The 26,731-nt window shown below is 46.0% G+C and carries 22 protein-coding genes; 8 read left to right on the top strand and 14 right to left on the bottom strand.

Annotated elements, in window-relative coordinates:
* Positions 1-23 precede the first annotated feature (23 nt).
* Entirely contained in the window at positions 24-821 is a 798-nt protein-coding gene (locus OXI21_RS02820; protein ID WP_279618045.1) for an alpha/beta hydrolase, read from the bottom strand.
* A gap of 189 nt (positions 822-1,010) precedes the next feature.
* Here OXI21_RS02820 and OXI21_RS02815 point away from each other — a divergent pair, with 189 nt between their 5' ends.
* From OXI21_RS02815 to OXI21_RS02785, 7 genes are all read left to right on the top strand, one after another.
* Positions 1,011-1,223 (top strand): FmdB family zinc ribbon protein, encoded by a 213-nt coding sequence (locus OXI21_RS02815; protein ID WP_279618044.1) that lies wholly within the window; start codon positions 1,011-1,013, stop codon positions 1,221-1,223.
* Between the two features lie 72 nt (positions 1,224-1,295).
* The gene (gene aspS, locus OXI21_RS02810; RefSeq protein ID WP_279618043.1) at positions 1,296-3,074 is read left to right on the top strand and encodes an aspartate--tRNA ligase; all 1,779 of its coding nucleotides are present in this window, start codon (positions 1,296-1,298) and stop codon (positions 3,072-3,074) included.
* Positions 3,075-3,203: 129 nt separating this feature from the next.
* Positions 3,204-3,548, top strand: a complete 345-nt coding sequence (gene erpA / locus OXI21_RS02805; protein ID WP_279618042.1) for an iron-sulfur cluster insertion protein ErpA — start codon at positions 3,204-3,206, stop codon at positions 3,546-3,548.
* 205 nt (positions 3,549-3,753) lie between these two features.
* Complete coding sequence (locus OXI21_RS02800; protein ID WP_279618041.1) at positions 3,754-4,665, top strand: SPFH/Band 7/PHB domain protein; 912 nt, start codon at positions 3,754-3,756, stop codon at positions 4,663-4,665.
* 100 nt (positions 4,666-4,765) lie between these two features.
* Positions 4,766-5,236 carry an NfeD family protein gene (locus OXI21_RS02795; RefSeq protein ID WP_279618040.1) on the top strand — a complete coding sequence of 157 codons (471 nt, stop codon included), beginning with the start codon at positions 4,766-4,768 and terminating at the stop codon, positions 5,234-5,236.
* Positions 5,223-6,422 carry a DUF2868 domain-containing protein gene (locus OXI21_RS02790; protein WP_279618039.1) on the top strand — a complete coding sequence of 400 codons (1,200 nt, stop codon included), beginning with the start codon at positions 5,223-5,225 and terminating at the stop codon, positions 6,420-6,422. Before OXI21_RS02795 ends, OXI21_RS02790 begins: the two co-directional genes overlap by 14 nt.
* On the top strand, positions 6,419-7,810 hold the full coding sequence (locus tag OXI21_RS02785) for a GTPase/DUF3482 domain-containing protein (protein WP_279618038.1): 1,392 nt from the start codon (positions 6,419-6,421) through the stop codon (positions 7,808-7,810). The genes OXI21_RS02790 and OXI21_RS02785 overlap by 4 nt, the downstream gene beginning before the upstream one ends.
* A gap of 73 nt (positions 7,811-7,883) precedes the next feature.
* Here OXI21_RS02785 and OXI21_RS02780 read toward each other — a convergent pair whose 3' ends face one another.
* The 3 genes from OXI21_RS02780 to prfA form a co-directional block, all read right to left on the bottom strand.
* Positions 7,884-8,624: a glucose 1-dehydrogenase gene (locus tag OXI21_RS02780; protein WP_279618037.1), complete on the bottom strand. Its 741-nt coding sequence runs from the start codon at positions 8,622-8,624 to the stop codon at positions 7,884-7,886.
* A 128-nt stretch (positions 8,625-8,752) separates the two neighbouring features.
* A complete protein-coding gene (locus OXI21_RS02775; protein WP_279618036.1) occupies positions 8,753-10,687 on the bottom strand; it encodes a bifunctional 2',3'-cyclic-nucleotide 2'-phosphodiesterase/3'-nucleotidase in 1,935 nt (644 codons plus the stop codon).
* Positions 10,688-10,729: 42 nt separating this feature from the next.
* Positions 10,730-11,818, bottom strand: coding sequence for a peptide chain release factor 1 (gene prfA / locus OXI21_RS02770; RefSeq protein ID WP_279618035.1), 1,089 nt, complete (start codon positions 11,816-11,818; stop codon positions 10,730-10,732).
* An 85-nt stretch (positions 11,819-11,903) separates the two neighbouring features.
* Between prfA and OXI21_RS02765 the strand changes: the two genes are divergently transcribed.
* Entirely contained in the window at positions 11,904-12,191 is a 288-nt protein-coding gene (locus OXI21_RS02765) for a septum formation initiator family protein (protein WP_279618034.1), read from the top strand.
* 106 nt (positions 12,192-12,297) lie between these two features.
* On the opposite strand, the gene OXI21_RS02760 is transcribed toward OXI21_RS02765, so the two are convergent.
* From OXI21_RS02760 to rpoB, 10 genes are all read right to left on the bottom strand, one after another.
* The gene (locus tag OXI21_RS02760) at positions 12,298-12,801 is read right to left on the bottom strand and encodes a hypothetical protein (RefSeq protein WP_279618033.1); all 504 of its coding nucleotides are present in this window, start codon (positions 12,799-12,801) and stop codon (positions 12,298-12,300) included.
* 11 nt (positions 12,802-12,812) lie between these two features.
* On the bottom strand, positions 12,813-13,700 hold the full coding sequence (locus OXI21_RS02755) for a prepilin-type N-terminal cleavage/methylation domain-containing protein (protein WP_279618032.1): 888 nt from the start codon (positions 13,698-13,700) through the stop codon (positions 12,813-12,815).
* Positions 13,701-13,727: 27 nt separating this feature from the next.
* Positions 13,728-14,171: a hypothetical protein gene (locus OXI21_RS02750; RefSeq protein WP_279618031.1), complete on the bottom strand. Its 444-nt coding sequence runs from the start codon at positions 14,169-14,171 to the stop codon at positions 13,728-13,730.
* Positions 14,171-15,031 carry a prepilin-type N-terminal cleavage/methylation domain-containing protein gene (locus OXI21_RS02745; RefSeq protein WP_279618030.1) on the bottom strand — a complete coding sequence of 287 codons (861 nt, stop codon included), beginning with the start codon at positions 15,029-15,031 and terminating at the stop codon, positions 14,171-14,173. The genes OXI21_RS02750 and OXI21_RS02745 overlap by 1 nt, the downstream gene beginning before the upstream one ends.
* 16 nt (positions 15,032-15,047) lie before the next feature.
* Positions 15,048-15,482: a type IV pilin protein gene (locus OXI21_RS02740; RefSeq protein WP_279618029.1), complete on the bottom strand. Its 435-nt coding sequence runs from the start codon at positions 15,480-15,482 to the stop codon at positions 15,048-15,050.
* A 215-nt stretch (positions 15,483-15,697) separates the two neighbouring features.
* Positions 15,698-16,447, bottom strand: a complete 750-nt coding sequence (locus tag OXI21_RS02735; protein WP_279618028.1) for a tRNA threonylcarbamoyladenosine dehydratase — start codon at positions 16,445-16,447, stop codon at positions 15,698-15,700.
* 121 nt (positions 16,448-16,568) lie between these two features.
* Positions 16,569-17,693, bottom strand: coding sequence for a PilT/PilU family type 4a pilus ATPase (locus OXI21_RS02730; RefSeq protein ID WP_279618027.1), 1,125 nt, complete (start codon positions 17,691-17,693; stop codon positions 16,569-16,571).
* An 89-nt stretch (positions 17,694-17,782) separates the two neighbouring features.
* Positions 17,783-18,211, bottom strand: a complete 429-nt coding sequence (gene nusB / locus OXI21_RS02725; RefSeq protein ID WP_279618026.1) for a transcription antitermination factor NusB — start codon at positions 18,209-18,211, stop codon at positions 17,783-17,785.
* Positions 18,212-18,313: 102 nt separating this feature from the next.
* Positions 18,314-22,432 carry a DNA-directed RNA polymerase subunit beta' gene (rpoC, locus tag OXI21_RS02720; RefSeq protein WP_279618025.1) on the bottom strand — a complete coding sequence of 1,373 codons (4,119 nt, stop codon included), beginning with the start codon at positions 22,430-22,432 and terminating at the stop codon, positions 18,314-18,316.
* Positions 22,433-22,491: 59 nt separating this feature from the next.
* Positions 22,492-26,610 (bottom strand): DNA-directed RNA polymerase subunit beta, encoded by a 4,119-nt coding sequence (gene rpoB, locus OXI21_RS02715; RefSeq protein WP_279618024.1) that lies wholly within the window; start codon positions 26,608-26,610, stop codon positions 22,492-22,494.
* Between the last annotated feature and the right edge of the window lie 121 nt (positions 26,611-26,731).

Raw genomic sequence — 26,731 nt, 5'->3', positions numbered from 1 at the left:
ATTGAGACAATTTTTAATAAAAACTATCCGTTAATTCGGGCAATGAGTCCTTCGAGCTCATCGATCATCACCACTAAATTCTCAGGTTTTGAGAGACGATGATCGCCCCCTTCCACCGGAACGAGCACGCTATCCTCTCGCCCACATTCACGGTAAAGCTTTTCGCCCCAGCTAAAGGGAATCGCCGCATCATCGGTACCGTGGACAATCGTCATCGGTAGATCGACCCGCATGTTTAGGGGGAAATAGAGATGCTGTTTCGCCTCTTCTAAGTAAGCGGCATAAATGGGATAACCATCAGCTTCATAGATCGACGGCAAACGCACGACGCCTTTCGTTGCAAGATCGTTTTTCTGCTCGTCATTTAACCGCGTCATTACAATGTTTTCCGTATAATCCACCGCCGGCGCCATCAGCATAAGGCCAACGGGGGTAATATCGCTGTTACGCTCGCGCAAGAGATTGACGAGCAATAGAGTAATCCAACCGCCCATCGAAGAGCCGACAATGATCACTTCACGCCGAGTGTTCTCGATCATCTGTACCACCTCAAACGCCTCTTCAAGCCACTGGCCTAAACGCCCTTCTGGAAAAGTACCGCCGCTCTCACCAAGCCCTGAATTATCAAAGGCGAGCATCTCGTAATTATTCGCATCCGCCCACGCTTTGAGGTGCACCACCTTTTCGCCCGATTTATTGGAACGATAGCCATTAAGCCACAGTAATGCCGGTTTTTGCGGATCACCCTGACGATGATCAAAGGCAATCTCCCTACCATACCCCTCAAAATCCACGCGTAAACGACCTTGAATCCAAGCCATTTTATCCTCCTCTAAAAACATTATATTATTTTATATATTGATTAAGATCAAATCAAATGCCCTATCATCATACGGTGAGGCTCAATTTTGCGCCACCGCCTCCCGACAATAAGCTGAAATTTTTCCAAAAATATCATATAATTTATCTCTTTCGTTTAATAATATTTAGATAAATTAGAGGTAATTGCTATGCCGATTTATGCTTATCGTTGTGAAGAGTGCAATCATGAGCTTGAAGCTTTGCAAAAGATGTCAGATGATCCGTTAGTGAAATGCCCTCAATGTCAGAAACCTGCCCTTAAAAAATTGATCTCGGCAGCCTCCTTTCGTTTAAAAGGCGATGGCTGGTATGAGACCGACTTTAAGAGCGGATCGAAGAAAAATCTTGCCTCATCTGATTAGCCCATTTTAGCGGCCTCAGATAGAATCAATCGTACATGTACAAAGACAAAGTGATTTAAGGAATTAGTAAATATGCGAACTCATTATTGTGGATTAGTTAGTGAAGAACTAGTCGGAGAGAGCGTAACCCTCGCGGGTTGGGTTCATCGTCGCCGTGACCATGGTGGCGTTATCTTTATTGACCTGCGCGACCGTGAAGGCATCGTTCAGGTGGTGATCAATCCTGAAAGCCCAGACTTTGCTGAAGCTGAAACGATCCGTAATGAATGCGTTGTTCAAATCGAAGGTGAAGTGGTACTTCGCCCCGATGATATGATCAATCCAAACATCGTATCGGGTAAAATCGAAGTGGTTGCCAACCGCTGTAAGATTTTAAACCGTGCCGAAGCGCTCCCCTTCCAACTCGGTGATGACACGACCTCAGAAGAAGTTCGCTTAAAATATCGCTACCTCGATCTGCGTAACCCGAAGATGCAAAATCGTCTGATTTTACGCTCTAAAGTGACCCGTTTAATCCGTGAATTTATGGAAAACAAGGGTTTTTTAGATATCGAAACTCCATTTTTAACCAAAGCAACGCCCGAAGGCGCCCGCGACTACGTAGTGCCTTCAAGAACCCATCAAGGGGAATTTTTCGCGTTGCCACAAAGCCCTCAGCTCTTCAAACAGCTCTTAATGATGAGCGGCTTTGACCGTTATTATCAGATCGTTCGTTGCTTCCGTGACGAAGACTTACGCGCTGACCGTCAGCCTGAATTTACCCAGCTCGACGTGGAAACCTCATTTTTAAGCGCCGAAGAGATCCGTGAGATTGCTGAAAATATGATTCGTCATATCTTTAAAGAATCGATCGGCGTTGAGCTTACCGCAGAATTCCCACAAATGACCTACGCGGAAGCGATGGGCCGTTTCGGGTCAGATAAGCCTGATCTTCGTATCCCGCTTGAATTTACCGATGTCACTGAATTGATGAAATCAGCGGAATTTAAAGTCTTTAAAGATGCTGCGAATATGGAAAAAGGCCGCGTTGTGGCGCTCAATATTCCAAATTCATCGGATAAATTCACCCGTAAAAACATCGACGAATATACAGAGTTTGTTAGCCGTTACGGTGCGAAAGGCCTTGCCTACATTCGCGTAAATGATGCGAAAGCGGGTCGTGAAGGCCTCCAATCGCCTATCGTTAAATTCTTAGACGATGCAACCCTTACCGCGCTTTTAGACGCCGTAAATGCAAACGATAACGACATCATCTTCTTCGGTGCGGACAAAGCAACCGTTGTCAATGATGCCATCGGCGCACTTCGCGTTAAAATCGGTAAAGATCTCGATATGTTAACCTGTCAGTGGGCGCCTTTATGGGTGATCGATTTCCCGATGTTTGAGTATGATGAAGATGAGAAACGCTATGTGGCGGTTCATCACCCCTTCACCTCACCCAAAACCGGCATTGAATCATTGACCGATCCTGAAAATTCACTGGCTAACGCGTATGACATGGTGCTTAACGGAACCGAGCTTGGCGGTGGATCGATTCGTATCTACAAACCGGACATGCAAGCGAAAGTATTTGAGCTATTAGGCATCTCAAAAGAGGAAGCGGAAGAGAAATTTGGCTTCTTACTCGATGCGCTTAAATACGGAGCACCTCCTCACGGCGGTATCGCATTCGGTCTTGACCGTTTAATCATGCTGATGGCGGGCGCAAGCTCCATCCGTGATGTGATGGCCTTCCCTAAAACACAATCTGCCGCGTGTCTCTTAACGGACGCACCTGCTGCAATTGGGGATCGTCAGCTCAAAGAGCTCAACATCGCTGTATTGGAAAAAGAAGAGAAAGCTGAGAAATAGAGCCTCGAGTTTTCCCGCTTTCATCTAAAAACACCATAATGCTTGCTATTAAAGAATTAAACGTAGACCCCGAAATTGGGACTATACTACTCTGTGATAGTGAGCATTATTTATTTAAGGAGAAATAATATGAGTACTGAAATGAACGATCCGATCATCTTCACCGATGCGGCGGCGTTAAAAGTGAAAAGCCTCATTGATGAAGAAGATGTGGATAACTTAATGCTTCGCGTCTATATTCAAGGCGGCGGTTGCTCTGGATTCCAATACGGTTTCCGCTTTGCAAACGTTGTGGAAGAGGGCGATACCGAGATTGTTAAACAGGGCGTTACCCTGCTCGTCGATCCATTAAGCTTCCAATATTTAGCGGGCGCTGAGATCGATTATGTAAAAGATTTAACCGGTGAGCAATTTGTGATTCGTAACCCGAACGCAACGACAACTTGTGGCTGTGGTAACTCATTTAGCGCCTAGTGTGATCTAAATGGGATCTCTATTCCCCATCCATTCAAATGCTTAAAAATCGCTCATAATCGGGCGATTTTTTTTATATCCACGTGTTTCATCGATAGATTTTTCACTCATTTAACGCTAAGATAATCAGTTAGGTAAATCAGATACTATTCCTACGTTCATTCGTAATTTTTTAACGCTTATCACAACCAAACAAGGGGCGCGCATGTCGTTTGTCTTAATTCTTTTAGTCGGTATCGTCATTTTTGTCAGCTCTGGAATCAAAATGGTTCCCCAAGGGCAAGAGTATACAGTTGAGCGCTTTGGGCGCTATAAACAGACCCTCACACCGGGCATCTCATTTATCGTGCCTTTCTTCGAGCGCATCGGTAAAAAAATCAACATGATGGAACAGGTGATGGACGTTCCCTCACAAGAGGTGATCACCAAAGATAACGCCATGGTGCGTGTGGACGGTGTGGTCTTCTTCCAGATTAACGATGCAGCGCGCGCGGCCTATGCGGTCACCGATTTAACGCTCTCAGTATTAAATCTCACCATGACCAACATCCGTACCGTAATGGGGGGAATGGATCTGGATGAACTGCTCTCAAAACGCGATGATATCAACGCAAAACTTCTATCGGTAGTGGACCACGCAACGGCGCCTTGGGGCGTTAAAGTAACCCGTATCGAAATTAAAGATATCGCGCCACCCCGTGACCTTGTCGATTCCATGGCAAAACAGATGAAAGCCGAGCGTGAAAAACGTGCGTCCATCTTAGAAGCGCAAGGAATTCGCGAAGCACAGATCCTAAGAGCGGAAGGGGAGAAACAATCGCGCATTTTAGAAGCGGAAGGGGAAAAACAATCGGCGATCTTAGAAGCGGAAGCGCGCGAGCGTTTAGCGGAAGCGGAAGCAAAAGCAACCTATGTGGTCTCTCAAGCGATTCGCGAAGGGGATGTGCAGGCGATCAACTACTTCGTTGCGCAAAAATACATTGAAGCATTTGGCAACATCGCTGAGAGCAAAAACGATAAGATTATTATGATGCCGATGGAAGCCTCTGGCATGGTCGGCTCACTTGCGGGTATGGCAGAATTGCTTAAAAATAGCGGTCAATCCCAATCAAAATAATCACTCCGCAATCCATTTATCTGAGCGCTCGATAGCTCGTTTTTGATCGATCGGGCGCTCATACTTTCTCTTTTTACCCCGTCACCGGATAAGGATCTCCATGGAACTCTTTAAACTTGCAGCAGATTACGTCAATTGGTTTATTCTCGGCATTTTTTTAGTGAGCGCTGAGCTGTTAATTCCGGGCGTTTACGTCATCTGGTTTGGCGTTGCCGCGCTTGTGATGGGTGCGATCACCTTTTTAATTCCCATGGGACTTGCTTGGCAGATCGCGCTGTTTGGCATTTTGTCGCTCATCTCAACCGCGATCGGCGTAAAAGTCTACCGTAAAGAGGGACAAGTGGTAAAATCAGGGGTACTCAATACAGTCCGCGGCTCTGAATATATTGGGCTGCGCTTTAAGACCGAAACCCCGATTCTGAACGGCATTGGCCGCCTCAATATCGGCGATAGCAACTGGACCATTATGGGCGATGATTGCGAAATCGGCACAGAGATTGAGATCACTGGCGTTGACCTAAACGCACTCCGTTTTAAAATTATTACCCCCGATACCGATGGCACAGATTGATTCAAACACCACCCTCAACCAATTTATGAAGACCCAAATCCCGGTACTGATCGGCGTTTGGGTTCTTTTTTTAATGGCGATCACCTTTTTAGGAAGCCGCTCGCTCCTGCAAAGCCCGATTCAGCCACTCTATTTAGTGAGCCTGCTGATTCTGCCCTCGCTCCTCTTTTTAGGTTTCACCCTCTTTGGCGGGGTATCCCTGCTCGCGAAACTCTTTACCAATATCGCAACGATTCTGTGGAACCGTCGCCAAAAAAAGCTGGCCGAAACCGCCTCTTCTCAAAACGAGATGCTCTATCAAGGCGGAGCGTTCATCGATCAACATCGTCATTTTCGGTACTTTTTTAGCTTTATCGCCCATCTCTCTTGGAGCATCATTTTTACCGCAACGCTCTTAAGTTTTGCACTTCAATTTTCGCTCAAAGCCTACCCCTTTATCTTAAGCAGCACTCTATTTCCCACCGATGCACCGCTCTATCATTCGCTTTTAATCGGGATTGATGCCCTGCCTGCGCTAATCGGCAAACCCTTTGGCGCTGTGCCCATCACCGAAACGCTTATTACCGAGAGCCTTAATCAAACCATGCCGGCAGAGCTTACCGCCTTTTGGGCACGCTGGGTGTTGAAAATTATTGCGGTGTACGGCATTTTACCGCGCGCACTTTTTACGATCTATCATTACATTCGCTTTAAACGCGCCCTTAATGCTGCGCTTTATGAAGAGACACGAATCCGGGCACAAGCGCCGATCTCCCATACTAAAACGCTCGAAAAAGCGCCGGCCAAACCGGTAGTGAGCCGAGATGAGAAGAAGACTCGGGAGCTGCGCAAAGGGAGCGGATATGCCGCGATTGCCCTTGATATGGATGAGGCGTGGACGATCGATCCCCGCATTCAATATCTCAATACGCTGGAAACCTTTAAAGCCTTTGAAGAGCGCATTCAAAGTGCGCCCCTTGAAACGCTCGATCTCTTTATTGATGCCTCGCACACTCCCGATCGGGGCATTTTACGGCGCATTACTCGCCTGTTAAATCATACCAAAACGGCCAATCTCTACTGCATTTGCCAAACTCCCGATGAGAGCCGTTTTGCGGAATGGCACCAAAAACTCACGCCCCTTTTAGGCGATCGCGAACTCCTCTATAATGATTTAGCGACATTTAATCCGAAGGAGAATTCATGAAATCGATGCGGTTAGCCATCGTCGGCCATACCAACACCGGCAAAACCTCACTCATTCGTAACCTTGCGCGAGAACGAAACTTTGGCGAGGTGCGCGATGAAGCGTCCACCACGATCGACGTGAGCTCGGTATCACTCAGCCATGAGGCGCTCTCCTTTGAATATATCGACACGCCCGGCCTTGAAGATGCCATGGGCATTTTGGAGATTTTAGATGACTCCAAACCGCTCCAATCAAAACGCGATGAGCTCGCACGCTTAGAAGCCTTTATTGAAAATCCGCACTATCAGCTCGATTTTGATCAAGAAATTAAGGTGCTTAAACAGATCCTCAAATCCGATCTTATGGTCTATGTGATCGATACGCGCCTCCCGTTTTTGCCCAAATTTAATGATGAGTTAACGCTGATTTTACAAACTCATAAGCCGATGCTCCCAATCTTAAATTTCTTGCAACAAGGGGAGTATATCGATGAGTGGAAAGAGAATTTAAAGGCGCACGGCATCCATCATTACCTTGAATACGATACCATTGCACCACCGCAAAAACGCCGCATCTACGAACAGATCGCCATTATGTTTCCCGAGCACTATCAGGCGATGCGCGCCATTATCGATGCTGAAGAGAAAGAACAAATTCGCCTCTTTGAGCGGAGTATGGAGCTCCTTGCGGACTTTTTTATCAATCTACTAACCTATCAGGTCACCTTTAAAGAAAACAGCGCTGAGAAAAAGGTGATGGAGCGGCTCGCTAGCGACGTGACCGAGCTTGAAGCCCGTACCATTAAGGCGCTACTTGCACTCTATCGTTTTAATAAAGATGATGTGGAATATCTCGCACTCGATATTGAGCAAACCCGCTACGATCCAGACTTTTTAGCCGGGGATCAGCTCTGGGATTTCTCCATCCATTTTGGAAAAGGGGCGACGGTGGGTGCGGGGATTTTTGCAGGCGTTGATGCGCTCGCAGGCTTTACCACTTTGGGAGCCGCAACCGCAACGGGCGCGATCTTAGGTGGGCTCACCAATTCCTTTAAGTTTTATGGCAATCATCTTCTCAATAAATTGCAGAGCAAAGAGATTTTTTGCATCAATAATGAAGCGGTCATCGCGCTGATGATGCGGATGGTGGCGCTGATCGGCCTTTTAAACGGACGCTCCCACGCGGAAGTCACCCCCATTATTTTAGATGATTCCAAATCGGTCACCGATGATAAGGAAGCGATCGGCTTTTTACGTAATTTTGTCGAGCATGCGCAAAAATTTAGAGCCTATCCCGATTATTGCACCTTAAAAGGGGAATCGCTCTCTGAATCGCGCAAAAAAACAGTGGAAAAACTCGGCAAAGAACTCAACATGCATTATCAATATGGACTGATGCAGCGCTAATTTATATGGCATTAAAAAACGGTAGCGAATCACTCACTACCGTTTTTTGTTTTTGAAGAAAAACTACGACTCTCTACGGCGCAGTATAACCGCCATCGACCATTAAACTACTGCCGTTGACAAATGAGGCATCATCGCTCGCAAGGAACAGAACCGCCCGCGCCACCTCTTCAGGTCTACCTAAGCGGCCTTGGGGATGCAACGAGATCAGCTCATTTTTAAACGCATCATCAAATACATCGAGAAGCGGCGTATCAATATAGGCCGGACAGACCGCATTAATACGAATATTATCTTTGGCATAATCGATCGCGAGGGTCTGCGTTAAGAGCTTCACGCCCCCTTTTGCAGCGGAATAAGCCGTCAGCCCCGTGCGCCCAACATGACTATGGATCGAGCCACAATTCACCACAACGCCGCCGCCCTGCTTAAGCATCACCGGCAATACATATTTATTGGAAAGAAATACGCCGGTTAGATTGATATCAATGGTCTTTTGCCACGCATCAAGCGAGAGTTCAGTTAAGTGATTATCCCGCGCAATGCCCGCGTTCGCAAAGAGAATATCGATGCGCCCGTAGGTGCTAAGCGTTTCGTCTACCATACGTTTTGTATCGGCTTCGCTCGCCACATCGACTTTAATAAAATGCGCTGTCCCACCGGCTTTTTCAATGGCGCTCACCACCTCTTTGCCACGCTCTGAAAAATCCGCTACCACCACTTTTGCGCCCTCTTTGGCAAACTCAAGCGCCGTTGCTTCGCCAATGCCACTCGCACCACCAGTGACAATCGCTACTTTATCGGTAAATCTCATACAGGTCTCCTTCGTGTTTATTATAGGGATACCCTCAGCATAGCGCATTTTTGTTACATCTTTCTAATCAATGTTTTGTTTTTATTTTCAATCAAAAGATAAGAGCGTCGGATTGCCGTTTAATCGTGTTAATTGTCCTTACCGAGTGTAAACTCAAAAAGATTAAATCCTTCTGGATCAACGCCCACATGCGTTGCCGGATAGATCGCCTCTTGTGTAATATAATCATGGACGCGCGGATGATTGCTCGTCTCCATCACGGCGCTAATTTTGCCGAGCTTTGTCATATCAAAGTGCCAATTTTTAGCAACAAGCGTTTCAACCACCCCTTTTTTAGCGATTTCATGTTCAATAAATTGGCGGATCACATCGGGGATTTCAATCGTGGTAATGAGCACCGCATTTTCTTTGCCTGCTCCCGGGAACCGGTCAACTAGCGCGCGATAACTATTGGTGGCGAGCATAAATTCCATCTCATCGGTAACCGGTTTTCCTTCATAGGTAAGATGGGAGATTCGGTGCGCTTCTGCATTAATAAATTTAAGATCCCCATCGTAACGTGGCGGCGCAGAGAGATCGACGTGATACTCAACGCCCTTCATAATATCCACATTATAGGAGCGATATTCTTCCCAATTGATGAGCGCTTGCCCTGCTTGATTGGGGGTTAGCGTGTGATACATACTGACGCAACATTCGAGCCATTCACGCAGATTTTTGCCCGATAATTTAAGCACCACCAATTGATTGGGATAGACATAGAGATCAGCAATGTCTTTAAAACTGATGGGACCCTGCGGAATCTCGGTAAAATAGGTGGGATCGTCTTTCCGGCTCCCAACTTTAAAGAGCGGAACGGCAGAGATCATCGGTAGATCCTGATATTCAGGGGCAAGACGTGCTTTCGCGGCGTAAATTTGCGCATCAGCCACAATCTGCACACAACTATCGTCTTGTAACAGCGTTAAATAACTAAAATAGTGGCTCGTCGCTTCCCCAATCGGCACATTCATAATATCGCGGGCTGCCTCGTGAGCACCGGATAGAACTTCAAGATAACGGGAGTTGATCGGCTTGCCTGGATCGCGTACCTCATCTAAATGCCAAAGTGCTGCCTTTTTCTCTGTAATGAGCCAACGAGAGCCCGATTTGGTCGGTTGCTGCCGTGGGGTCAGCGTCAGATCGATCACGCCTAAATATCGGCTCCAACTGCCCGCCATCACTGAGGCTGTGCCATTAATCAGCCCGCGCTCAAGATCAAATCCGTGAGCCCGATAGTGCGGCGTTTCAAAATCATGGGAGGGAAAACGGCGATGATTATGCCCGGCGATCACCACATCAATCCCTTCAAGCGTCGTCAGATGATAGGCGCAATTTTCTTTGCCCACCTCATAAGGATCGGTATCGTAGCCCGTATGCGCGAGCACCATAATGATGTCCGCCCCTTTTGCTTTTAGCTCCGGCAGATAGCGCTGAACGGCGGCGATAATATCGATCGTGGTGAGCTTTTCACCGGCATCACTTCCGGAATATTCATCAAAATGATTTTTATCCCATTTGGTAATTTGTGGTGGCAGAACGCCGATCACGCCGATATTTATCGGATGGGAGTTACCCTTTCGATCAGTGCAATTGCGCTCTAAAATCGTGTAGGGAGTAATCCACGGCACGCCCTTATGATTGACTAAATTGGCGCAAAGATAAGGGAAATTTGCCTGCGGGAGAATCGTTTTTAAAAAAGGGAGACCAAAATTAAACTCGTGATTGCCGAGCGTTGCCGCATCGTAGCCGAGTTGGTTCATCAAAAGATAGACAGGATGGCCCGTTTCTAAGGCATAATCTCGCATATAATCCCCAAGGGGATTGCCTTGAATGAGATCGCCATTATCAAATAAAAAGGTGTTCGGCACTTCAGAACGCGCCGCTTCAATCACATCCGCGAGAGCCACGAGGCCAAAATTGGGCACGGTCTCATCGCGGTAGTAATCAAAATTCATTAAATGAGCATGAAGATCCGTGGTGGCCAGTAATCGAATATCCAAAGGTATCATCGCGTCCGTCATCACAGCTCCTTTGCTAACGCTCATTTATATACATCTAACAGTTTAGTGATTATCCCCAAGCTCGGCAAGCAGGTCTGCCTGATGCTCATGAATAAGCGGTGCAATCACCTGATCAAGATCGCCGTTAATGATCTCTTCAAGCTTATAGAGCGTCAAATTGATGCGGTGATCGGTAATGCGCCCTTGCGGATAGTTGTAGGTACGAATTCGTTCAGAACGGTCGCCTGATCCCACAAGATTACGACGAGATTCACTCATCTCACGGGCTTCACGCTCACGCTCGGCCTCTAAAAGTCGTGATGCAAGCAGACTCATCGCTTTCGCGCGGTTTTTATGCTGAGAACGCTCATCTTGACACTCAACCACAACGCCGGTGGGAAGATGCGTAATTCGAATCGCCGAGTCCGTTTTGTTAACGTGCTGACCCCCAGCGCCCGAGGCTCTAAAGGTATCAACTTTTAGATCAGCAGGATTGATATCGACCATCTCCGTTTCCGGAATTTCTGGCAAAATCGCCACCGTTGCCGCCGAGGTATGAACACGCCCTTGCGATTCCGTTTCAGGCACCCGTTGAACCCTGTGAGCGCCCGATTCGAACTTAAGACGCGAATACGCCCCATGCCCGCTAATCAGCACAATCACCTCGCGGTAACCGCCGTGCTCACCTTCATGTTCACTAATAATCTCAACGCCCCAGCCTTTATTTTCGGCATAACGCATATACATGCGCAGAAGATCGCCGGCAAAAATCGCCGCTTCGTCGCCACCGGTTCCGGCGCGCACTTCTAAGAAGATATTGTTATTATCGTGAGGATCCGTTGGAAGCAGTAAAATGCTCAAAGAGTGGCTAAGCTCTTCGCGCTTCTCTTCCAAAATCGGAAGCTCTTCCTGGGCAAGTGCCTTCATTTCAGGATCGGAACTTTCGAGAAGCTCAAACACATCACTTAATGCACTCTCATTCTCTTTCCACGCGTCAAATTCTTCGACAACGGGCGAGAGCTGAGCATACTCCTGCGAGAGTGTACGGAAACGATCGTTATCGCCAATCACTTCCGGATCGGATAACAATATCGCAACCTCGTGATGGCGCTCAGTCAATTCATCTAATTTTGCAATTATACTATCTTTCATATGGTTTATAATGTTGTACAATAAATATATAAAGGTAACATTATCGCAAATTTAAGACGCTTCGTATATCGGGGAATGAGGAATTATGAATTTAATGCAACTGCTCTCCGCGGTACTTCTCTTGGTACTCGGCTTGCTCATCAACAACTTATGGTTCAATGAATCGACCGGGGTTAAGCGCCTCGCCGAGCTCGAAAAAGAGCTTGAAATACAAAAAAGTGAGCATGAACGTCTCGTTTCAAACAACGAACGCATCGAGCAGGTGGTCAACGGCATCAAATATAGCGTCGAAGCCCGTGAAGAACTTGCGCGAAAACATTTAGGACTCATCCAAAAGGACGAAACCTTCTTCCATTTTACGCCAGCGGATTAATCTTCCTATAAAATTACCCAATAAAAACCACTCAATAAAAAACGCTTAACTCGTTACTTGATGTTAAGCGTTTTTTATGATCGATTGATATGACTAGTAGAGCTCTCTATCCCCAAACATACGCACTCTCTAGCACATCGACAGTTCCTTGATAGAAGGTAATAATCACCGTGCGATAGAGGAATTGCTTTGGCCCGAGTTTAATGTCTTTCCCAACATTTTCGGAATTTAGCTGCTCAACATAATAATAGGTCGCTACCGATTCATTACTATTATTGGAGGTGAACTTGGTGAATTTTCCACTGGATTCATCATATTTCCCACTTTTGCGATACTCTTTAACAATTTTTCCGATCTGCTCATCGGTGGGCATTTCAGGTTTTTTATTCACTGTAAGTGAACCCGCTCCTGCTTGATACTGCTGCTCAAGTTGCGCAAGCGTATCTAAGTTAAATGAGGACGCCATCGCTTTGGCGCGGGAAATCCCGATACTGCGTGTGCTGTTGGTGACTTGGATATAAGTGGTGACGCTGATAATCGATAAGACTAACAGGAAAATCAACGTCGTTACGAGGACAAAGCCCTCTTCTTTACGGTTCAGCGAATTCATACGATATCTCATTATTTATTCTCCCCATCGGTACGCCACCACGCGTTTTCAATCTTCACCACACGCGATAATGTCACAGGTCTCAAACGATCATCAGGATCGACTAGGGTTAAGGTATATTTAACGCTGCGAATTCTGTTTACCGCGTGCGTGGCATCGTTTTCTAACTTATCCGCCGCCATATATGTGGTGACAAAATCCTCTTCCACTGTTTCAGCGAGCCCAAATTCAACAACAAAATCACGAACGCCCGTCACTAATAATTCACGATTATTTCGATTAAACGCATTCCCTCTTTCATGGTTATAGACATAGAGATTACCGAGTTGATTTTCACCCGGATAATCAAATTCCACCACATACGTGGTTAAAATGTCCCGCGGATGGCTCTTCGCTTGGTTGTTTTTATCACTATGATCTTGGCTCGCTAAACAGTGTGTATAGAAATAACTGTCGATCGGATCATTGATGCCCATATAGAGCGGTAATACGTAAGGATAGTTTTTTGTCGTAACGCCTATTGGCTCAAAGCTTAATGCGGAAAGCCCTTGAATGATTAAGCGATCACGACCATCAGCCTTGATACTCACAAAATCGAGCGGTGTACGATAGCCCTGTTTTTCAAAGGGCACACGATAGGTATTTCCATCTTCATAAAACATCTTAGTTGTACCTAAACATCCTGAGTAACCCGCCATTTGCGTTTGACGATTGAGCATTTCAAGTACAATTCGCGCTTTACGATTGAGTAATTGTTGCGAGCGAACGGTCTGCAGATTGAGCTTAACATTGGTATAAAATAACCCAATACTCAAAAGTAAGATGAGCCCGAGCGCCATCACAACCATAAGCTCAACAAGGGTGACCCCTTTCTGTTTATGTAACACATTTATTTGCATGATGATTCCTTTATAGTGCCTCTGGGATTACTCTGGTCTTGCTTCAGGATAGAAGCAGACCGATTGCGTTACCGTATCCGGCTCATTTGCGTCAAATTGCACCACTTCTGAAACCGTGATACGAAAGCCTCTCCCACCAGCGCCACAATTATCAATGCCCTCAATCTTAACCTGGCGATTAAAGAGCACTTCATTTCTCTTAATATCGGCTAATTCCGTTTTAACAAACTCCGATGAAGGATTCTTAAATTCGCCGACCTTGTCAAAGCCCGTCACCGACATTCGATCAATCACGTCCGACAAGATAAACCCGCTCGACATCATATCTTTATGCCCGCGCAGTTCACGCATGGTTTTGTTTTGCATTACCGCAAGTCCTGCAAGCGCAAAGGTTGCAATGCCTACAGCGACTAAAAATTCAAGTAAGAGCGAGCCTTTTTCACGCCCTGTCACTCTATAATTCTGTCTCATTAGTACGCCTCACATCGTAGATCTTTCAACGCATTATTGTTTGAAATATTCGTTACATTCGCCAGCACTGATCCATCAAAACGATGAATACCGAGCACATAGTTGGATGTACCGCTGTTATTGGCACGCGGATCTTTTGGAGCACAAAGCCCGACAGCATATAAAAGCTGCTCGTTACCGCTTGGCTCGCGCGCTTCACCGTCGCCTTTCCCACGGGCATTTTCACCTAAAAAGATCAGCGGTGCATTAATCACCCCATCTGGATAAAAGAGCATGGGGCCAACACCATTAACGGCAAATGATGCTTCCCATCCATTATTTGGAGCAAAATTACGATACGAGCGCATAATCACCGGTGATCTCTGCCCTGGGGTGGGATATTGTAAAACCTTTTGACGGGCGATCACACGCGTTGGGTCGGTGACATCATTGGTATAAAGAGCGGTTAAAAAACTCCCTGGGTTTTTATTGGCAATCTGCAGATGCTGGGCATGGGTAATGGGATTAACAAACACCATCACCCACTCATTGTTCATCCAGCGCTGTGCGTTGTCATTTTTAGCATTGCCAATACCACCAATTTCCGCCTTTACTTCATGCTGTAACCCATTTTTCGCTGAATCAGCATTGGGGACAATCGCAATAATCCGCCCTGTCGAGACCGCAATCTCTTGCGCCGTTTGCATAAAATTGAGAATACTATGGGCATCGGTTCCAATTCGTTCGCGCTCAATCAGGCGGTTAAATCCGGGAACAGCAAACATAATAATGATCGCAAGCACTGCGACCGTCACCATCAGTTCCGTCAGGGTAAACCCCTTGGTGCGATGGGCTTGGTTGATCTCTATATTTTTCATCATTATTGACTCTTTTAACCTACCAACATTTTGCGGCAACGGCCTCTTTAGGGCCTTTCTTACCCGCTTGATCAAGCGTTAATGTATGGCAATCCCCTAAGCGTTCTTTTTGATTGTCGTCTGCTGCGGTCGCCGTTAAGGTGTATTGAAAGACATTATCTTTCTTCACCGCATAGGTAATATTAAAGACCTTCGCTTTTGAGTAATAGACCGGAATCGCCTGACCTACTAATGCAGCGCCATTATATTGAACTGCCGCGTATCCCCTACCCTGCGCAAATTGACGCTCAACATGCCCTTGGATCTCAGTCAATTGCTGAACCGCATTACTAATGGCCCCGCGCGTTGCATAACGCTGGTAGCTTGCTAAGGCAAACACGGATAAAATTGCGACGATTGCCACGACAATCATAACTTCGATTAAGGTGAATCCACTACTTTTCTTGTTTGTCATACACTCAAAATTCCTACAAAAATCTTTACAAAATTATACCCTTAAGCCCGATGAAGCGAAAGAATAGTCACAACTTTATTGATAAAACACAGAGAAAAATCGCTTCGATCATGTTATCGCGCGTTTTTTCAATCGTTGGCATGAAGTCCCATTTTATCATAGAGAACTCATTGATTATTAATAATACTCTTGGGAATCCGTACCACTTTTTGCCCTTAGGCCTCTACAATCTTATTGATAATAAAGCCCGCTGCCATCATGCCCATCGTCGCCGTCATCGTCACAACTGAACCATAACCGCTGCAATTTAAGCCGCCTGCCGCCGTTTTAGTAACACTATTTTCTTGGCTAAAAACCACCGGCACATTCATCTTTTTCGGTTTAGAGGGAAAGCCATACTCTTTTTTAAGGTACGACTTTAACTTCGCACAGAGCGCATCGTGAAAACTATTATTTAGATCATCGATCAGAAGATCGGTGGGGATTGTTTTTCCCCCTGCTGCTCCGGTAGTAATAATCTTTAGTTTATTAAATCGCGCATGGGCAATGAGCGCCGCTTTGACGCGAACCTCGTCGATCGCATCTAAAATCCAGCCGGTTTTTCCCTCGCTAAATTGAATTAGCGACGGAATGTTTTCAAGGGTTAAAAAATCTTCCACGCAATGCACCTTGCAACCCGCATTAATATTGGCTATCCGCTCTGCCATCACTTCAATTTTTGGCGCTCCGAGCGTTGAGGTGAGCGAATGGAGCTGCCGATTAATGTTACTTTCCGCCACATTATCAAGGTCAATTAGGGTAAGCTCTCCCACCCCCGTTCGTGCGAGCGCTTCAGCTGCCCACGAGCCAACACCGCCAATTCCGGCGACAATCACATGAGCATTTTCAAGCTTTTTCAGCCCCTTATCGCCATATAGACGCGCAAGACTTGAAAAGCGACGATTATAATCTTCTTCCATCATCATGACTTATTCTTTCGATCTAATTTCAATCGGTTTATATCCTATCTACATGCATTTTCTATGCCAAATTTCAGACTGAAAAAAAGCACACGCAGAGGTGTGCCTTCTAAATCTGTTTAGAGAGTTATTTACGATTACGTTTCCCTTGGAGTCGTAAATTGCTCGGTACCTGATTTTCATTAAGCGCACCGGTATCGGTCATACGAATACGAAGAGCTAAGTTATTTTTCGAGTCGGCTTGACTAATCGCCTCTTCCGCACTGATTTTACCTTCGCTATAGAGCTGGTATAGCGCTTGGTCAAAGGTTCTCATGCCCGTAGTACCGCCATTTTCCATCGCTTCACCAATGATCTCTAGTTTCCCTTTTTGGATCAATTCGGCAATGTAAGGCGTATTGAGCATCACTTCCACCGCCGGCACTAATTTCCCATCAAGCCCGCGCACTAACCGCTGTGAAATGATCGCTTTAATGTTGAGCGATAAGTCCATCAAGAGCTGAGGACGCGCATCTTCTGGGAAAAAGTTCACAATTCGGTCTAACGCCGAGGCCGCATTTTTCGCATGAAGCGTCGTTAAACAGAGGTGACCGGTAATGGAGAAGTTAAGCGTTGCGCGCATCACCGTACGATTTCGCACCTCCCCCACTAAAATCACATCGGGGGCTTCACGCATCGCCGATTCAAGGGCGGTTTCGTAACTGTGCGTATCAAGCCCAACTTCCCGCTGCCCAATAATCGATAATTTATGCTCGTAAACGAACTCGATCGGGTCTTCAATGGTGAGAATATGACCCGTTGTTGAACTTGCGCGGTAATCAATCATCGAGGCAAGCGTGGTGGATTTACCACTGCCCGTTGCCCCAACCACTAAAATAAGTCCGCGTTTTTCCATCACGAGGTCTTTTAGAACCGGTGGGAGATTTAAGTCTTCAATCTCAGGAATTTCCGATTTAACGTAACGGATCACCAGCCCAAATTCCCCGCGCTGACGGAATACGTTGGCCCGGAATCGTCCGATATCTTCAATGCGAAGGGCGGTATTGAGTTCTAACTCTTGCTCAAACTCTTTAATTTGATCTTCGCGCAGCAATGAATAAGCAATCTCTTGCACCGCTTGCGGGCTAAGAGGCGTTGATCCAAGCGGTCTGACGCGACCATTAAGCTTAATGCTGATGGGTGCTCCAGGATAGATAAATAGGTCAGAAGCCTCTTTTTCTACCATCAGACGAAAATAGGGGGATATGTCCATCGATATTCCTTATCACTTAGTACGTTAAATTACGAAACTCGCTTCATTGTATCGAACTGCCAAGGTTCTGACTATCACTTAGTAGACGGCTATGCCCCTTTAGAGGCTTTCACCACTTTATCTAAAATACTATTAATATAACGATGACTGCCTTCAGCGCCAAATTTTTTCGCAAGCTCAAGCGCTTCGTTAATCACCACTTTATAGGGAAGCTCTGGGTGGAATTTTAATTCGTAGCACCCTAACCATAAAATCGCGCGTTCCACTGGGTCAATGAGATCTAATTCGCGATCAATATAGGGCGTGATCATCGCATCTAAATCATTCCGATTTTGCGTGATCTGTTGGAGCAGTTCATGGAAATACTCATTATTGGCTTTTTCAAACAGTGCATTTTCAGAGAAATGGCGCGCAATGCTGCTGATATTGCTCTGATTTAATTGCCACTCATAGAGCGCTTGCACTAGGAAAAATCGTGACCATTTCTTCGATAAAATATATTGTTTACGTTCCGACATCGTTTATTCTCTTTTTAAAATAAAAGAGCGCTCTATCTATATGGGATAGAGCGCTAGATATAGCGTTTGAGCTACGTCACCAACAAAAGTTATAAATCAAACTTAGTTGTTTTCTTTACGCTCTTGATGATGCACAAGACCTGTACCAGCAGGAATTAAGCGACCTACGATTACGTTCTCTTTGAGACCGCGGAGGTTATCTTTCAGACCACGCACCGATGCATCAGTTAAGACGCGAGTGGTTTCTTGGAACGATGCCGCAGAGATGAAGCTATCGGTTGCAAGTGACGCTTTGGTGATCCCTAAAAGAACCGGCATATAGGTTGCTGGCACTTTTCCTTCCGCTTCTAAGCGCTCATTTTCAGCAAGCACTGCCACCACTTCAGGCTGTTCACCTTTGATAAAGCTACTGTCGTTTGCTTCAACAATTTCCACTTTACGGAGCATCTGACGAATAATCACTTCGATATGTTTATCCGAGATTTTAACCCCTTGGAGACGGTAAACGTCTTGGATCTCTTTAACAAGATAGTTCGCTAGTTCTTTCACACCAAGGAGGCGTAGGATGTCGTGAGCGCTTAACTCACCATCCACAACAATCTCCCCTTTCTCAACGGTTTCCCCTTCGAACACGTTTACATGACGCCATTTTGGAATAAGCTCTTCGTGCACTTCTCCATCTGGAGCGGTGATCACAAGACGCTGTTTACTCATGGTTTCACGGCCAAAGCTCACAATTCCTGAAATTTCAGCAAGAATCGCGGCTTCTTTTGGACGACGTGCTTCAAATAAGTCTGCAACCCGTGGAAGCCCCCCGGTGATGTCGCGTGTTTTCGATGATTCTTGTGGAATTCTCGCAAGTGCGTCACCGACATTCACCTCATCACCATTGGCAAGCGATACGATCGCGCCCACAGGCAATGTGTACGATGCAGAGACATCGGTACCTGGGATTTTAAGCTCGTTACCCGCTTCATCAACGATAAAGATGGTTGGACGTTTGTCGCCGCGCGCCGCACCCCGTTGTTTACCGTCTTGAACGATTAAGTGTGAAAGACCGGTGATATCATCCGTTTGACGTTGTACGTTAATGCCTTCGTCAAAGTCTTCAAATTTAACGCGACCGGTTACCTCTACGATAACAGGATATGTATGCGGATCCCATGTTGCCACGATATCCCCAACATTCACCACACCGCCTTCATCAACGGTAATGGTTGCCCCGTAAGGTACTTTATAGCGCTCACGGTTACGACCAAATTCGTCCGTAATGATTAACTCGCCCGAACGCGATGTTGACACAAGGTTGCCATCTTTGTTCTTAACGGTTTTCATCTTAACGAGCTTCATAATACCCTTTGTTTTCACTTGGATATTTGAGATCGCTGCTGAACCCGATGCCGCACCCCCGATATGGAACGTACGCATCGTTAACTGTGTACCCGGCTCACCGATCGATTGCGCTGCAATAACGCCCACCGCTTCACCAACGTTCACAAGGTGTCCGCGACCTAAGTCACGTCCGTAACATTTCGCACAGAGTCCGTGGCGGTTTTTACAGGTGATCGCTGAACGTGCTAAAAGCTCATCGACACCCTTCTCATCGAGAAGTTCAACGGCTGCTTCGTCAAGTAATGTTCCCGCTTCAAAGAGCACTTCTTCAGTGCCTGGAACGTAAACATCTTCTGCAACCACAAGTCCAAGAACGCGGTCACGTAATGGCTCAACGATGTCGCCACCTTCAACGATTGGCGTCATTAAAAGACCATCTTTCGTACCACAGTCATCGGATGTGATGACTAAGTCTTGAGCAACGTCAACTAAACGACGGGTTAAGTAACCTGAGTTCGCTGTTTTAAGCGCCGTATCCGCAAGACCTTTACGAGCACCATGCGTTGAAACGAAGTACTGAAGAACGTCAAGACCTTCACGGAAGTTTGCCGTGATTGGGGTTTCGATGATCGAGCCATCTGGTTTTGCCATCAGACCACGCATACCGGCGAGCTGACGAATCTGTGCCGCACTACCACGCGCTCCGGAGTCTGCCATCATAAAGATTGAGTTAAATGATGCTTGCTCAACTTCTTTACCGGTCTGCTCATCAACAACTGTTTCCGTACCTAAGTTATCCATCATCGTTTTCGCCACTTCTTCGTTCGTGCGCGACCAGATGTCGATAACTTTGTTATAGCGTTCACCGTTGGTCACTAAACCTTGGGTATATTGCTCTTGAACTTCTTTAACTTCAGCTTCCGCACGCTCGATAATGCTGTATTTCGCTTGTGGAATTTCCATATCTTCGTAGCTGATTGATGAGCCTGAACGCATTGCGTAGTAGAAGCCCATATACATCAATTTGTCTGCAAAGATTACGGTATCTTTCAATCCTAAACGGCGATATGACGCGTTAATGAGGCTTGAAATCACTTTTTTCGTTAAAGGACGGTCGATCAATTCGAACGGCAATCCTTTTGGAAGAATGTTGGTTAAAAGTACACGACCGACCGTTGTTTCAACACGGCGATACTCTTCCCCTTCTTCCGCATCTTCAAACATCCATGCAGGAAGTCTGACTTGAATTTTTGCGTGAACGTCGATCTCTTTAAGCTCATAAACACGGTGAACTTCGCTGTGATTTGCAAACACACGGCCAGTTCCTTTCGCATTGATGCGCTCACGGGTCATATAGTAAAGACCTAAAACCACGTCTTGCGATGGAACAATGATTGGTTCACCGTTTGCTGGCGATAAAATGTTGTTTGATGACATCATTAACGCACGCGCTTCGAGCTGTGATTCGATCGATAAAGGTACGTGAACCGCCATTTGGTCCCCGTCGAAGTCCGCGTTAAATGCGGTACAAACGAGTGGGTGAAGCTGGATCGCTTTACCTTCGATTAAGACAGGTTCGAACGCTTGGATACCGAGTCTGTGAAGGGTCGGAGCACGGTTCAGTAATACTGGATGCTCGGTGATCACATTTTCTAAGATATCCCATACTTCGGGCACTTCGCGCTCAACCATTCGTTTTGCTGCTTTAATGGTGCTCGCGATGCCGCGTTGGATCAATTTAGAGAAGATAAAGGGTTTGAAAAGCTCAAGCGCCATTTTCTTCGGAAGACCACACTGATGCAGTCTTAACGTTGGTCCCACTACGATGACCGAACGGCCTGAGTAGTCAACACGTTTACCAAGAAGGTTTTGACGGAAACGACCTTGTTTACCTTTGATCATATCCGCAAGCGATTTAAGCGGGCGCTTGTTTGCACCCGTGATCGCACGGCCACGACGACCGTTATCAAGCAGTGAATCCACCGCTTCTTGCAGCATACGTTTTTCGTTACGAACGATGATGTCCGGCGCGCTTAGCTCTAAAAGACGTTTTAAACGGTTGTTACGGTTGATAACGCGGCGATAAAGATCGTTCAGATCCGAGGTCGCAAAACGGCCACCGTCAAGTGGAACGAGCGGACGTAAGTCTGGCGGTAACACCGGTAGACGCGTCATCACCATCCACTCAGGTTTATTGCCTGATTGGAGGAATGATTCCACTAATTTTAAGCGGTTGGTTAAGCGTTTGAATTTAGTTTCTGAACGGGTTTCCGCTAATTCTTCGCGAAGTTGTGACGCTTCTTGTTCAAGATCAAGGGCTTTAAGAAGCTCTAAAATCGCTTCCGCACCCATGCGCGCGTCAAACTCATCACCGTACTCTTCGATCGTATCTAAGAACTCTTCATCGGTTAAGATTTGTCCATGCTCAAGCGGCGTTAAACCGGGCTCGATCACTACAAATGCTTCAAAGTAGAGAATTTTTTCGATATCACGAAGCGTCATATCAAGGAGTAACCCGATACGGCTAGGCAATGATTTTAAATACCAAATGTGCGCAACCGGGGATGCAAGTTCAATGTGTCCCATGCGCTCACGGCGTACTTTTGAGAGGGTGACTTCAACGCCACACTTCTCACACACCACACCGCGGTGTTTTAAGCGCTTATATTTTCCACATAAGCACTCATAGTCTTTTACCGGCCCAAAGATTTTGGCACAGAATAATCCGTCTCTTTCGGGTCTAAAGGTACGATAGTTGATCGTTTCAGGTTTTTTAACCTCACCAAAAGACCATGATTTAATCATTTCAGGGGATGCAAGTCCGATCTTAATCGCATCAAACTCTTTAAGATCGTCGGGACTTTTAAATAAATTCAATAAGTCTTTCATTCGTTTTATTCCAATTTACAATTTTGAGAAAGTATTGCTAACAATAATTATTAACCGAATTATTCGTTATCAAGATCAATATTGATACCGAGCGAGCGAATCTCTTTAACAAGAACGTTAAATGATTCTGGCATGCCCGCTTCCACGATATTTTCACCGTTGACGATGTTTTTATATACCGCGGTACGACCTGTTACGTCATCCGACTTAACTGTTAACATCTCCTGCAATGTGTAGGCGGCACCATATGCCTCAAGTGCCCAAACTTCCATCTCTCCGAAACGCTGACCACCAAACTGGGCTTTACCACCGAGCGGTTGTTGCGTTACAAGTGAGTAAGGTCCGGTTGAACGTGCGTGCATTTTGTCATCGACCAAGTGGTTCAGTTTAAGCATGTACATGTAACCTACGGTCACAGGACGGTCAAACATATCACCGGTACGACCATCATAAAGATGCGTTTGTCCTGATTCAGGAAGCTCCGCTAAACGGAACATACGACGCATATCTTCTTCTGATGCACCATCGAACACTGGAGTTGCCATTGGCACCCCGCCTTTTAAGTTTTGGCAGAGCTCGATAATCTCTTCATCTGAGAAAGTATCAAGATCCACTTTTTGCGCTGCTTCATCTTGGTTATAGATCTCATTTAAGAAATCACGCAGTTCGTTCACTTTCGCTTGCGCATCGAGCATACGACCAATTTTCTTACCAAGACCTGCGGCTGCCCAACCTAAGTGAGTTTCAAGAATCTGACCGATGTTCATACGTGAAGGAACCCCGAGCGGATTTAAACAGATATCCACAGGTGTACCATCTTCCATGTATGGCATGTCTTCTTCAGGAACGATCATCGAAACAACCCCTTTGTTTCCGTGACGACCGGCCATTTTGTCCCCAGGCTGAATACGGCGTTTAACGGCAAGGTAAACTTTAACCATTTTAAGAACACCCGGTGCAAGCTCATCCCCTTGGGTCAGTTTTGCACGTTGCTCTTCAAATTTAGTGTTGAAGTCTTTACGTTGCTGCTCTAAAAGCTGTTTGATTTTCTCAAGCTCTTCTGCTGATTCTTCTGCTTTAAGCTTGATGTCGAGCCATTTTTCACGCTCTAATCCTTGAAGGAATTCGTCCGTGATTGCGCTGCCCGCTTTAAGGCCTTTATTACCGGCGGCCACTTCTAAACCGATGAGGTTTTTCGCAACACGCTCGAAAAGGTCATCTTCTAAAATACGAAGCTGGTCATTTAAGTCTTTACGGATGCTGCGAAGTTCACGATCTTCGATCTCTTTCGCACGGCTATCTTTCTCGATGCCATCACGGGTAAATACGCGAACGTCAATCACCGTTCCGTCCATTCCTGAAGGAACGCGAAGTGAGGTATCTTTCACATCAGAGGCTTTCTCACCAAAGATTGCACGAAGCAGTTTTTCTTCGGGCGTTAGTGTGGTTTCCCCTTTAGGAGAGACTTTACCTACTAAGATATCGCCTGATTTTACTTCCGCACCGATATAAGCGATTCCCGCTTCATCAAGTTTAGCAAGCGCTGTTTCTGACACGTTTGGAATGTCCGCACTGATCTCTTCAGGACCAAGTTTTGTATCACGAGCAATACAGGTAAGTTCTTCAATATGAATCGTTGTGAAACGGTCTTCTTTAACCACGCGCTCAGAGATTAAGATCGAGTCTTCGTAGTTATAACCATTCCATGGCATGAACGCCACGAGCATATTTTGACCGAGTGCAAGTTCACCTAAGTCTGTTGATGGACCATCTGCAAGAATATCTTTCTTCGCAATGATGTCGCCCTCTTTTACGAGCACTTTTTGGTTGATACAGGTGTTGTGGTTCGAACGTTGATATTTCGTTAAGTTATAGATATCAACCCCAGATTCCCCAACGATGGTCTCTTCATCATTCACACGAATAATGATACGCGTTGCATCGACGTAATCGACGATACCGCCACGTTTTGCAACCACACACACACCCGAGTCGCGCGCAACTGTACGCTCAATCCCGGTACCTACAAGCGGTTTGTCCGCCATTAAGGTAGGAACGGCCTGACGCTGCATGTTCGATCCCATGAGGGCACGGTTCGCGTCATCGTGTTCTAAGAATGGAATCAGTGCCGCTGCCACAGAGACGATCTGTTTTGGCGAGATGTCCATATATTGAATTTGTTCTTTAGTTAAAAGGGTAAATTCACCCTCAACACGTGATGCAATTAAGTCATCAACAAATTCATTGTTTTCATCTAATTTTGCGTTCGCCTGAGCGATCCCGAAATTTGCTTCTTCGTACGCAGAGAGGTAATCCACCTCATCGGTAACACGGCCATCGACCACTTTACGATATGGCGTCTCTAGAAAACCGTAACTATTGGTACGCGCGTAGCTCGCAAGTGAGTTAATTAGACCGATGTTAGGTCCTTCCGGAGTTTCGATCGGACAGACACGGCCATAATGCGTTGCGTGAACGTCTCGAACCTCAAAGCCCGCACGTTCGCGCGTTAAACCGCCGGGTCCAAGCGCCGAAATACGACGTTTGTGCGTTACTTCTGAAAGCGGGTTATTTTGGTCCATAAACTGTGAAAGCTGAGATGAACCAAAGAACTCTTTGATCGCTGCAGCCACAGGTTTTGCGTTAATGAGATCGTGAGGCGTTAAACCTTCCGCCTCGGCAATTAAAAGACGATCTTTTACCGCACGCTCAATGCGCACTAAACCGATACGATAGACGTTTTCAGCCATTTCCCCCACACAGCGAACACGGCGGTTACCTAAGTGGTCTACGTCATCGACCGTTCCGTTACCGTTACGAATATCCACAAGCGTTTTCATCACATCAAGGATATCTTCGTTTGAAAGCGTGCCTTCACCGGTATCGCTATCACGGCCTAAACGGCGGTTAAATTTCATACGGCCCACAGCAGAGAGATCGTAACGATCGTGTGAGAAGAAGAGGCTAGCAAATAAGTTTTCAGCCGCTTCTTGTGTTGGCGGTTCACCTGGACGCATCATGCGATAAATTTCAACTTGCGCTTCGAGCTGGCTGTTGGTGCTATCGGCACGTAATGTATCTGAGATATACGCTCCACGATCCACTTCGTTCGTGAAGAGTACTGGGAATTCTGTCAGTCCATTTTCAACAAATTTTGCAAGCGTTTCTTCAGTGATTTCGTCGTTTGCAAGTGCAATCACTTCGCCTGTATCTTTGTTAAAGAGATCTTTTGCGATCACTTTACCTAAGAGATATTCAAATGGAACTTCAAGCTCTTTCACTTCCGCTTTTTCAAGTGAACGGATATGACGAGCGGTAATACGGCGGCCTTTTTCAACTAAAAGTTCGCCATCGAGCATAATATCGAACGCTGCCATCTCACCACGGAGACGAGCAGGGATAAGCTCTAAAAATACTTTGTTTTTCTTGATTTTGAAGGTATTGGTTTCGAAGAAGTACGATAAAATTTCTTCGTTGCTTAAACCAAGTGCTTTGAGGATCACCGTTGAATGAAGTTTACGACGACGGTCAATACGTGCGTATAAAATGTCGCGCGCATCAAACTCAAAGTCTAACCATGAACCGCGATACGGGATGACGCGTGCTGAGAAAAGGAGTTTTCCAGATGAGTGGCCTTTTCCTTTGTCATGGTCGAAGAATACCCCTGGTGAGCGGTGTAATTGCGATACGATAACACGCTCGGTACCATTGATTACGAAGGTTCCGTTTTCAGTCATAAGTGGGATTTCACCTAAGTAAACGCCCCCACGACCAAATTTATCGATATCCGCTTCACGGATCTCTTTAATTTCGCCTGTTTCTAAATCGCTAATTTTTAAGCGTAACCCCGCGCGAAGTGATGCCGCGAAGGTAATGCCACGCATTTGACACTCTCTAACATCAAACTCTGGTTCACCCACATGGTAATCGACGTACTCTAATGACAGTCTAAATCCAGGAGAGGTTGCTGTTTTCGCTTTGATGGACTCAATCGGGAAAATTGATTTGAACGCCGCGTGCAAACCGATATCTTTTCGCTCTTTACGAGGAACATCATCTTGTAGGAAATTTCGGTAGGAGTCGAGTTGAATTGAGAGTAAAAAAGGAACTTCTTGTACTTCGGTTTGATTCCCAAAGTCTTTACGAATTCGTTTTTTTTCTGTGAAAGAGTAGACCATGCAATATTTTCCTCAATAGAACCAAGAGTATTTTTGTGATCATATAAATGTATCGCGCAATTTATATGATTTTATTAGAAGCTAGTAAAGGCCAGAGTTCATAACCCTAGCCTTTTCAACA

This window comes from Ignatzschineria sp. RMDPL8A, assembly GCF_029815055.1.
Taxonomy (GTDB): Bacteria; Pseudomonadota; Gammaproteobacteria; order Cardiobacteriales; family Wohlfahrtiimonadaceae; genus CALZBJ01.
This window is presented reverse-complemented; position numbering and strand designations above follow the sequence as displayed.

What these genes read in the sequence shown, in the direction of transcription:
- OXI21_RS02820 (WP_279618045.1), bottom strand. Translation starts at nt 821, where the DNA reads ATGGCTTGGATTCAAGGTCGTTTACGCGTGGATTTTGAGGGGTATGGT.
- OXI21_RS02815 (WP_279618044.1), top strand. Translation starts at nt 1,011, where the DNA reads ATGCCGATTTATGCTTATCGTTGTGAAGAGTGCAATCATGAGCTTGAA.
- aspS (WP_279618043.1), top strand. Translation starts at nt 1,296, where the DNA reads ATGCGAACTCATTATTGTGGATTAGTTAGTGAAGAACTAGTCGGAGAG.
- erpA (WP_279618042.1), top strand. Translation starts at nt 3,204, where the DNA reads ATGAGTACTGAAATGAACGATCCGATCATCTTCACCGATGCGGCGGCG.
- OXI21_RS02800 (WP_279618041.1), top strand. Translation starts at nt 3,754, where the DNA reads ATGTCGTTTGTCTTAATTCTTTTAGTCGGTATCGTCATTTTTGTCAGC.
- OXI21_RS02795 (WP_279618040.1), top strand. Translation starts at nt 4,766, where the DNA reads ATGGAACTCTTTAAACTTGCAGCAGATTACGTCAATTGGTTTATTCTC.
- OXI21_RS02790 (WP_279618039.1), top strand. Translation starts at nt 5,223, where the DNA reads ATGGCACAGATTGATTCAAACACCACCCTCAACCAATTTATGAAGACC.
- OXI21_RS02785 (WP_279618038.1), top strand. Translation starts at nt 6,419, where the DNA reads ATGAAATCGATGCGGTTAGCCATCGTCGGCCATACCAACACCGGCAAA.
- OXI21_RS02780 (WP_279618037.1), bottom strand. Translation starts at nt 8,624, where the DNA reads ATGAGATTTACCGATAAAGTAGCGATTGTCACTGGTGGTGCGAGTGGC.
- OXI21_RS02775 (WP_279618036.1), bottom strand. Translation starts at nt 10,687, where the DNA reads ATGACGGACGCGATGATACCTTTGGATATTCGATTACTGGCCACCACG.
- prfA (WP_279618035.1), bottom strand. Translation starts at nt 11,818, where the DNA reads ATGAAAGATAGTATAATTGCAAAATTAGATGAATTGACTGAGCGCCAT.
- OXI21_RS02765 (WP_279618034.1), top strand. Translation starts at nt 11,904, where the DNA reads ATGAATTTAATGCAACTGCTCTCCGCGGTACTTCTCTTGGTACTCGGC.
- OXI21_RS02760 (WP_279618033.1), bottom strand. Translation starts at nt 12,801, where the DNA reads ATGAATTCGCTGAACCGTAAAGAAGAGGGCTTTGTCCTCGTAACGACG.
- OXI21_RS02755 (WP_279618032.1), bottom strand. Translation starts at nt 13,700, where the DNA reads ATGCAAATAAATGTGTTACATAAACAGAAAGGGGTCACCCTTGTTGAG.
- OXI21_RS02750 (WP_279618031.1), bottom strand. Translation starts at nt 14,171, where the DNA reads ATGAGACAGAATTATAGAGTGACAGGGCGTGAAAAAGGCTCGCTCTTA.
- OXI21_RS02745 (WP_279618030.1), bottom strand. Translation starts at nt 15,031, where the DNA reads ATGATGAAAAATATAGAGATCAACCAAGCCCATCGCACCAAGGGGTTT.
- OXI21_RS02740 (WP_279618029.1), bottom strand. Translation starts at nt 15,482, where the DNA reads ATGACAAACAAGAAAAGTAGTGGATTCACCTTAATCGAAGTTATGATT.
- OXI21_RS02735 (WP_279618028.1), bottom strand. Translation starts at nt 16,447, where the DNA reads ATGATGATGGAAGAAGATTATAATCGTCGCTTTTCAAGTCTTGCGCGT.
- OXI21_RS02730 (WP_279618027.1), bottom strand. Translation starts at nt 17,693, where the DNA reads ATGGACATATCCCCCTATTTTCGTCTGATGGTAGAAAAAGAGGCTTCT.
- nusB (WP_279618026.1), bottom strand. Translation starts at nt 18,211, where the DNA reads ATGTCGGAACGTAAACAATATATTTTATCGAAGAAATGGTCACGATTT.
- rpoC (WP_279618025.1), bottom strand. Translation starts at nt 22,432, where the DNA reads ATGAAAGACTTATTGAATTTATTTAAAAGTCCCGACGATCTTAAAGAG.
- rpoB (WP_279618024.1), bottom strand. Translation starts at nt 26,610, where the DNA reads ATGGTCTACTCTTTCACAGAAAAAAAACGAATTCGTAAAGACTTTGGG.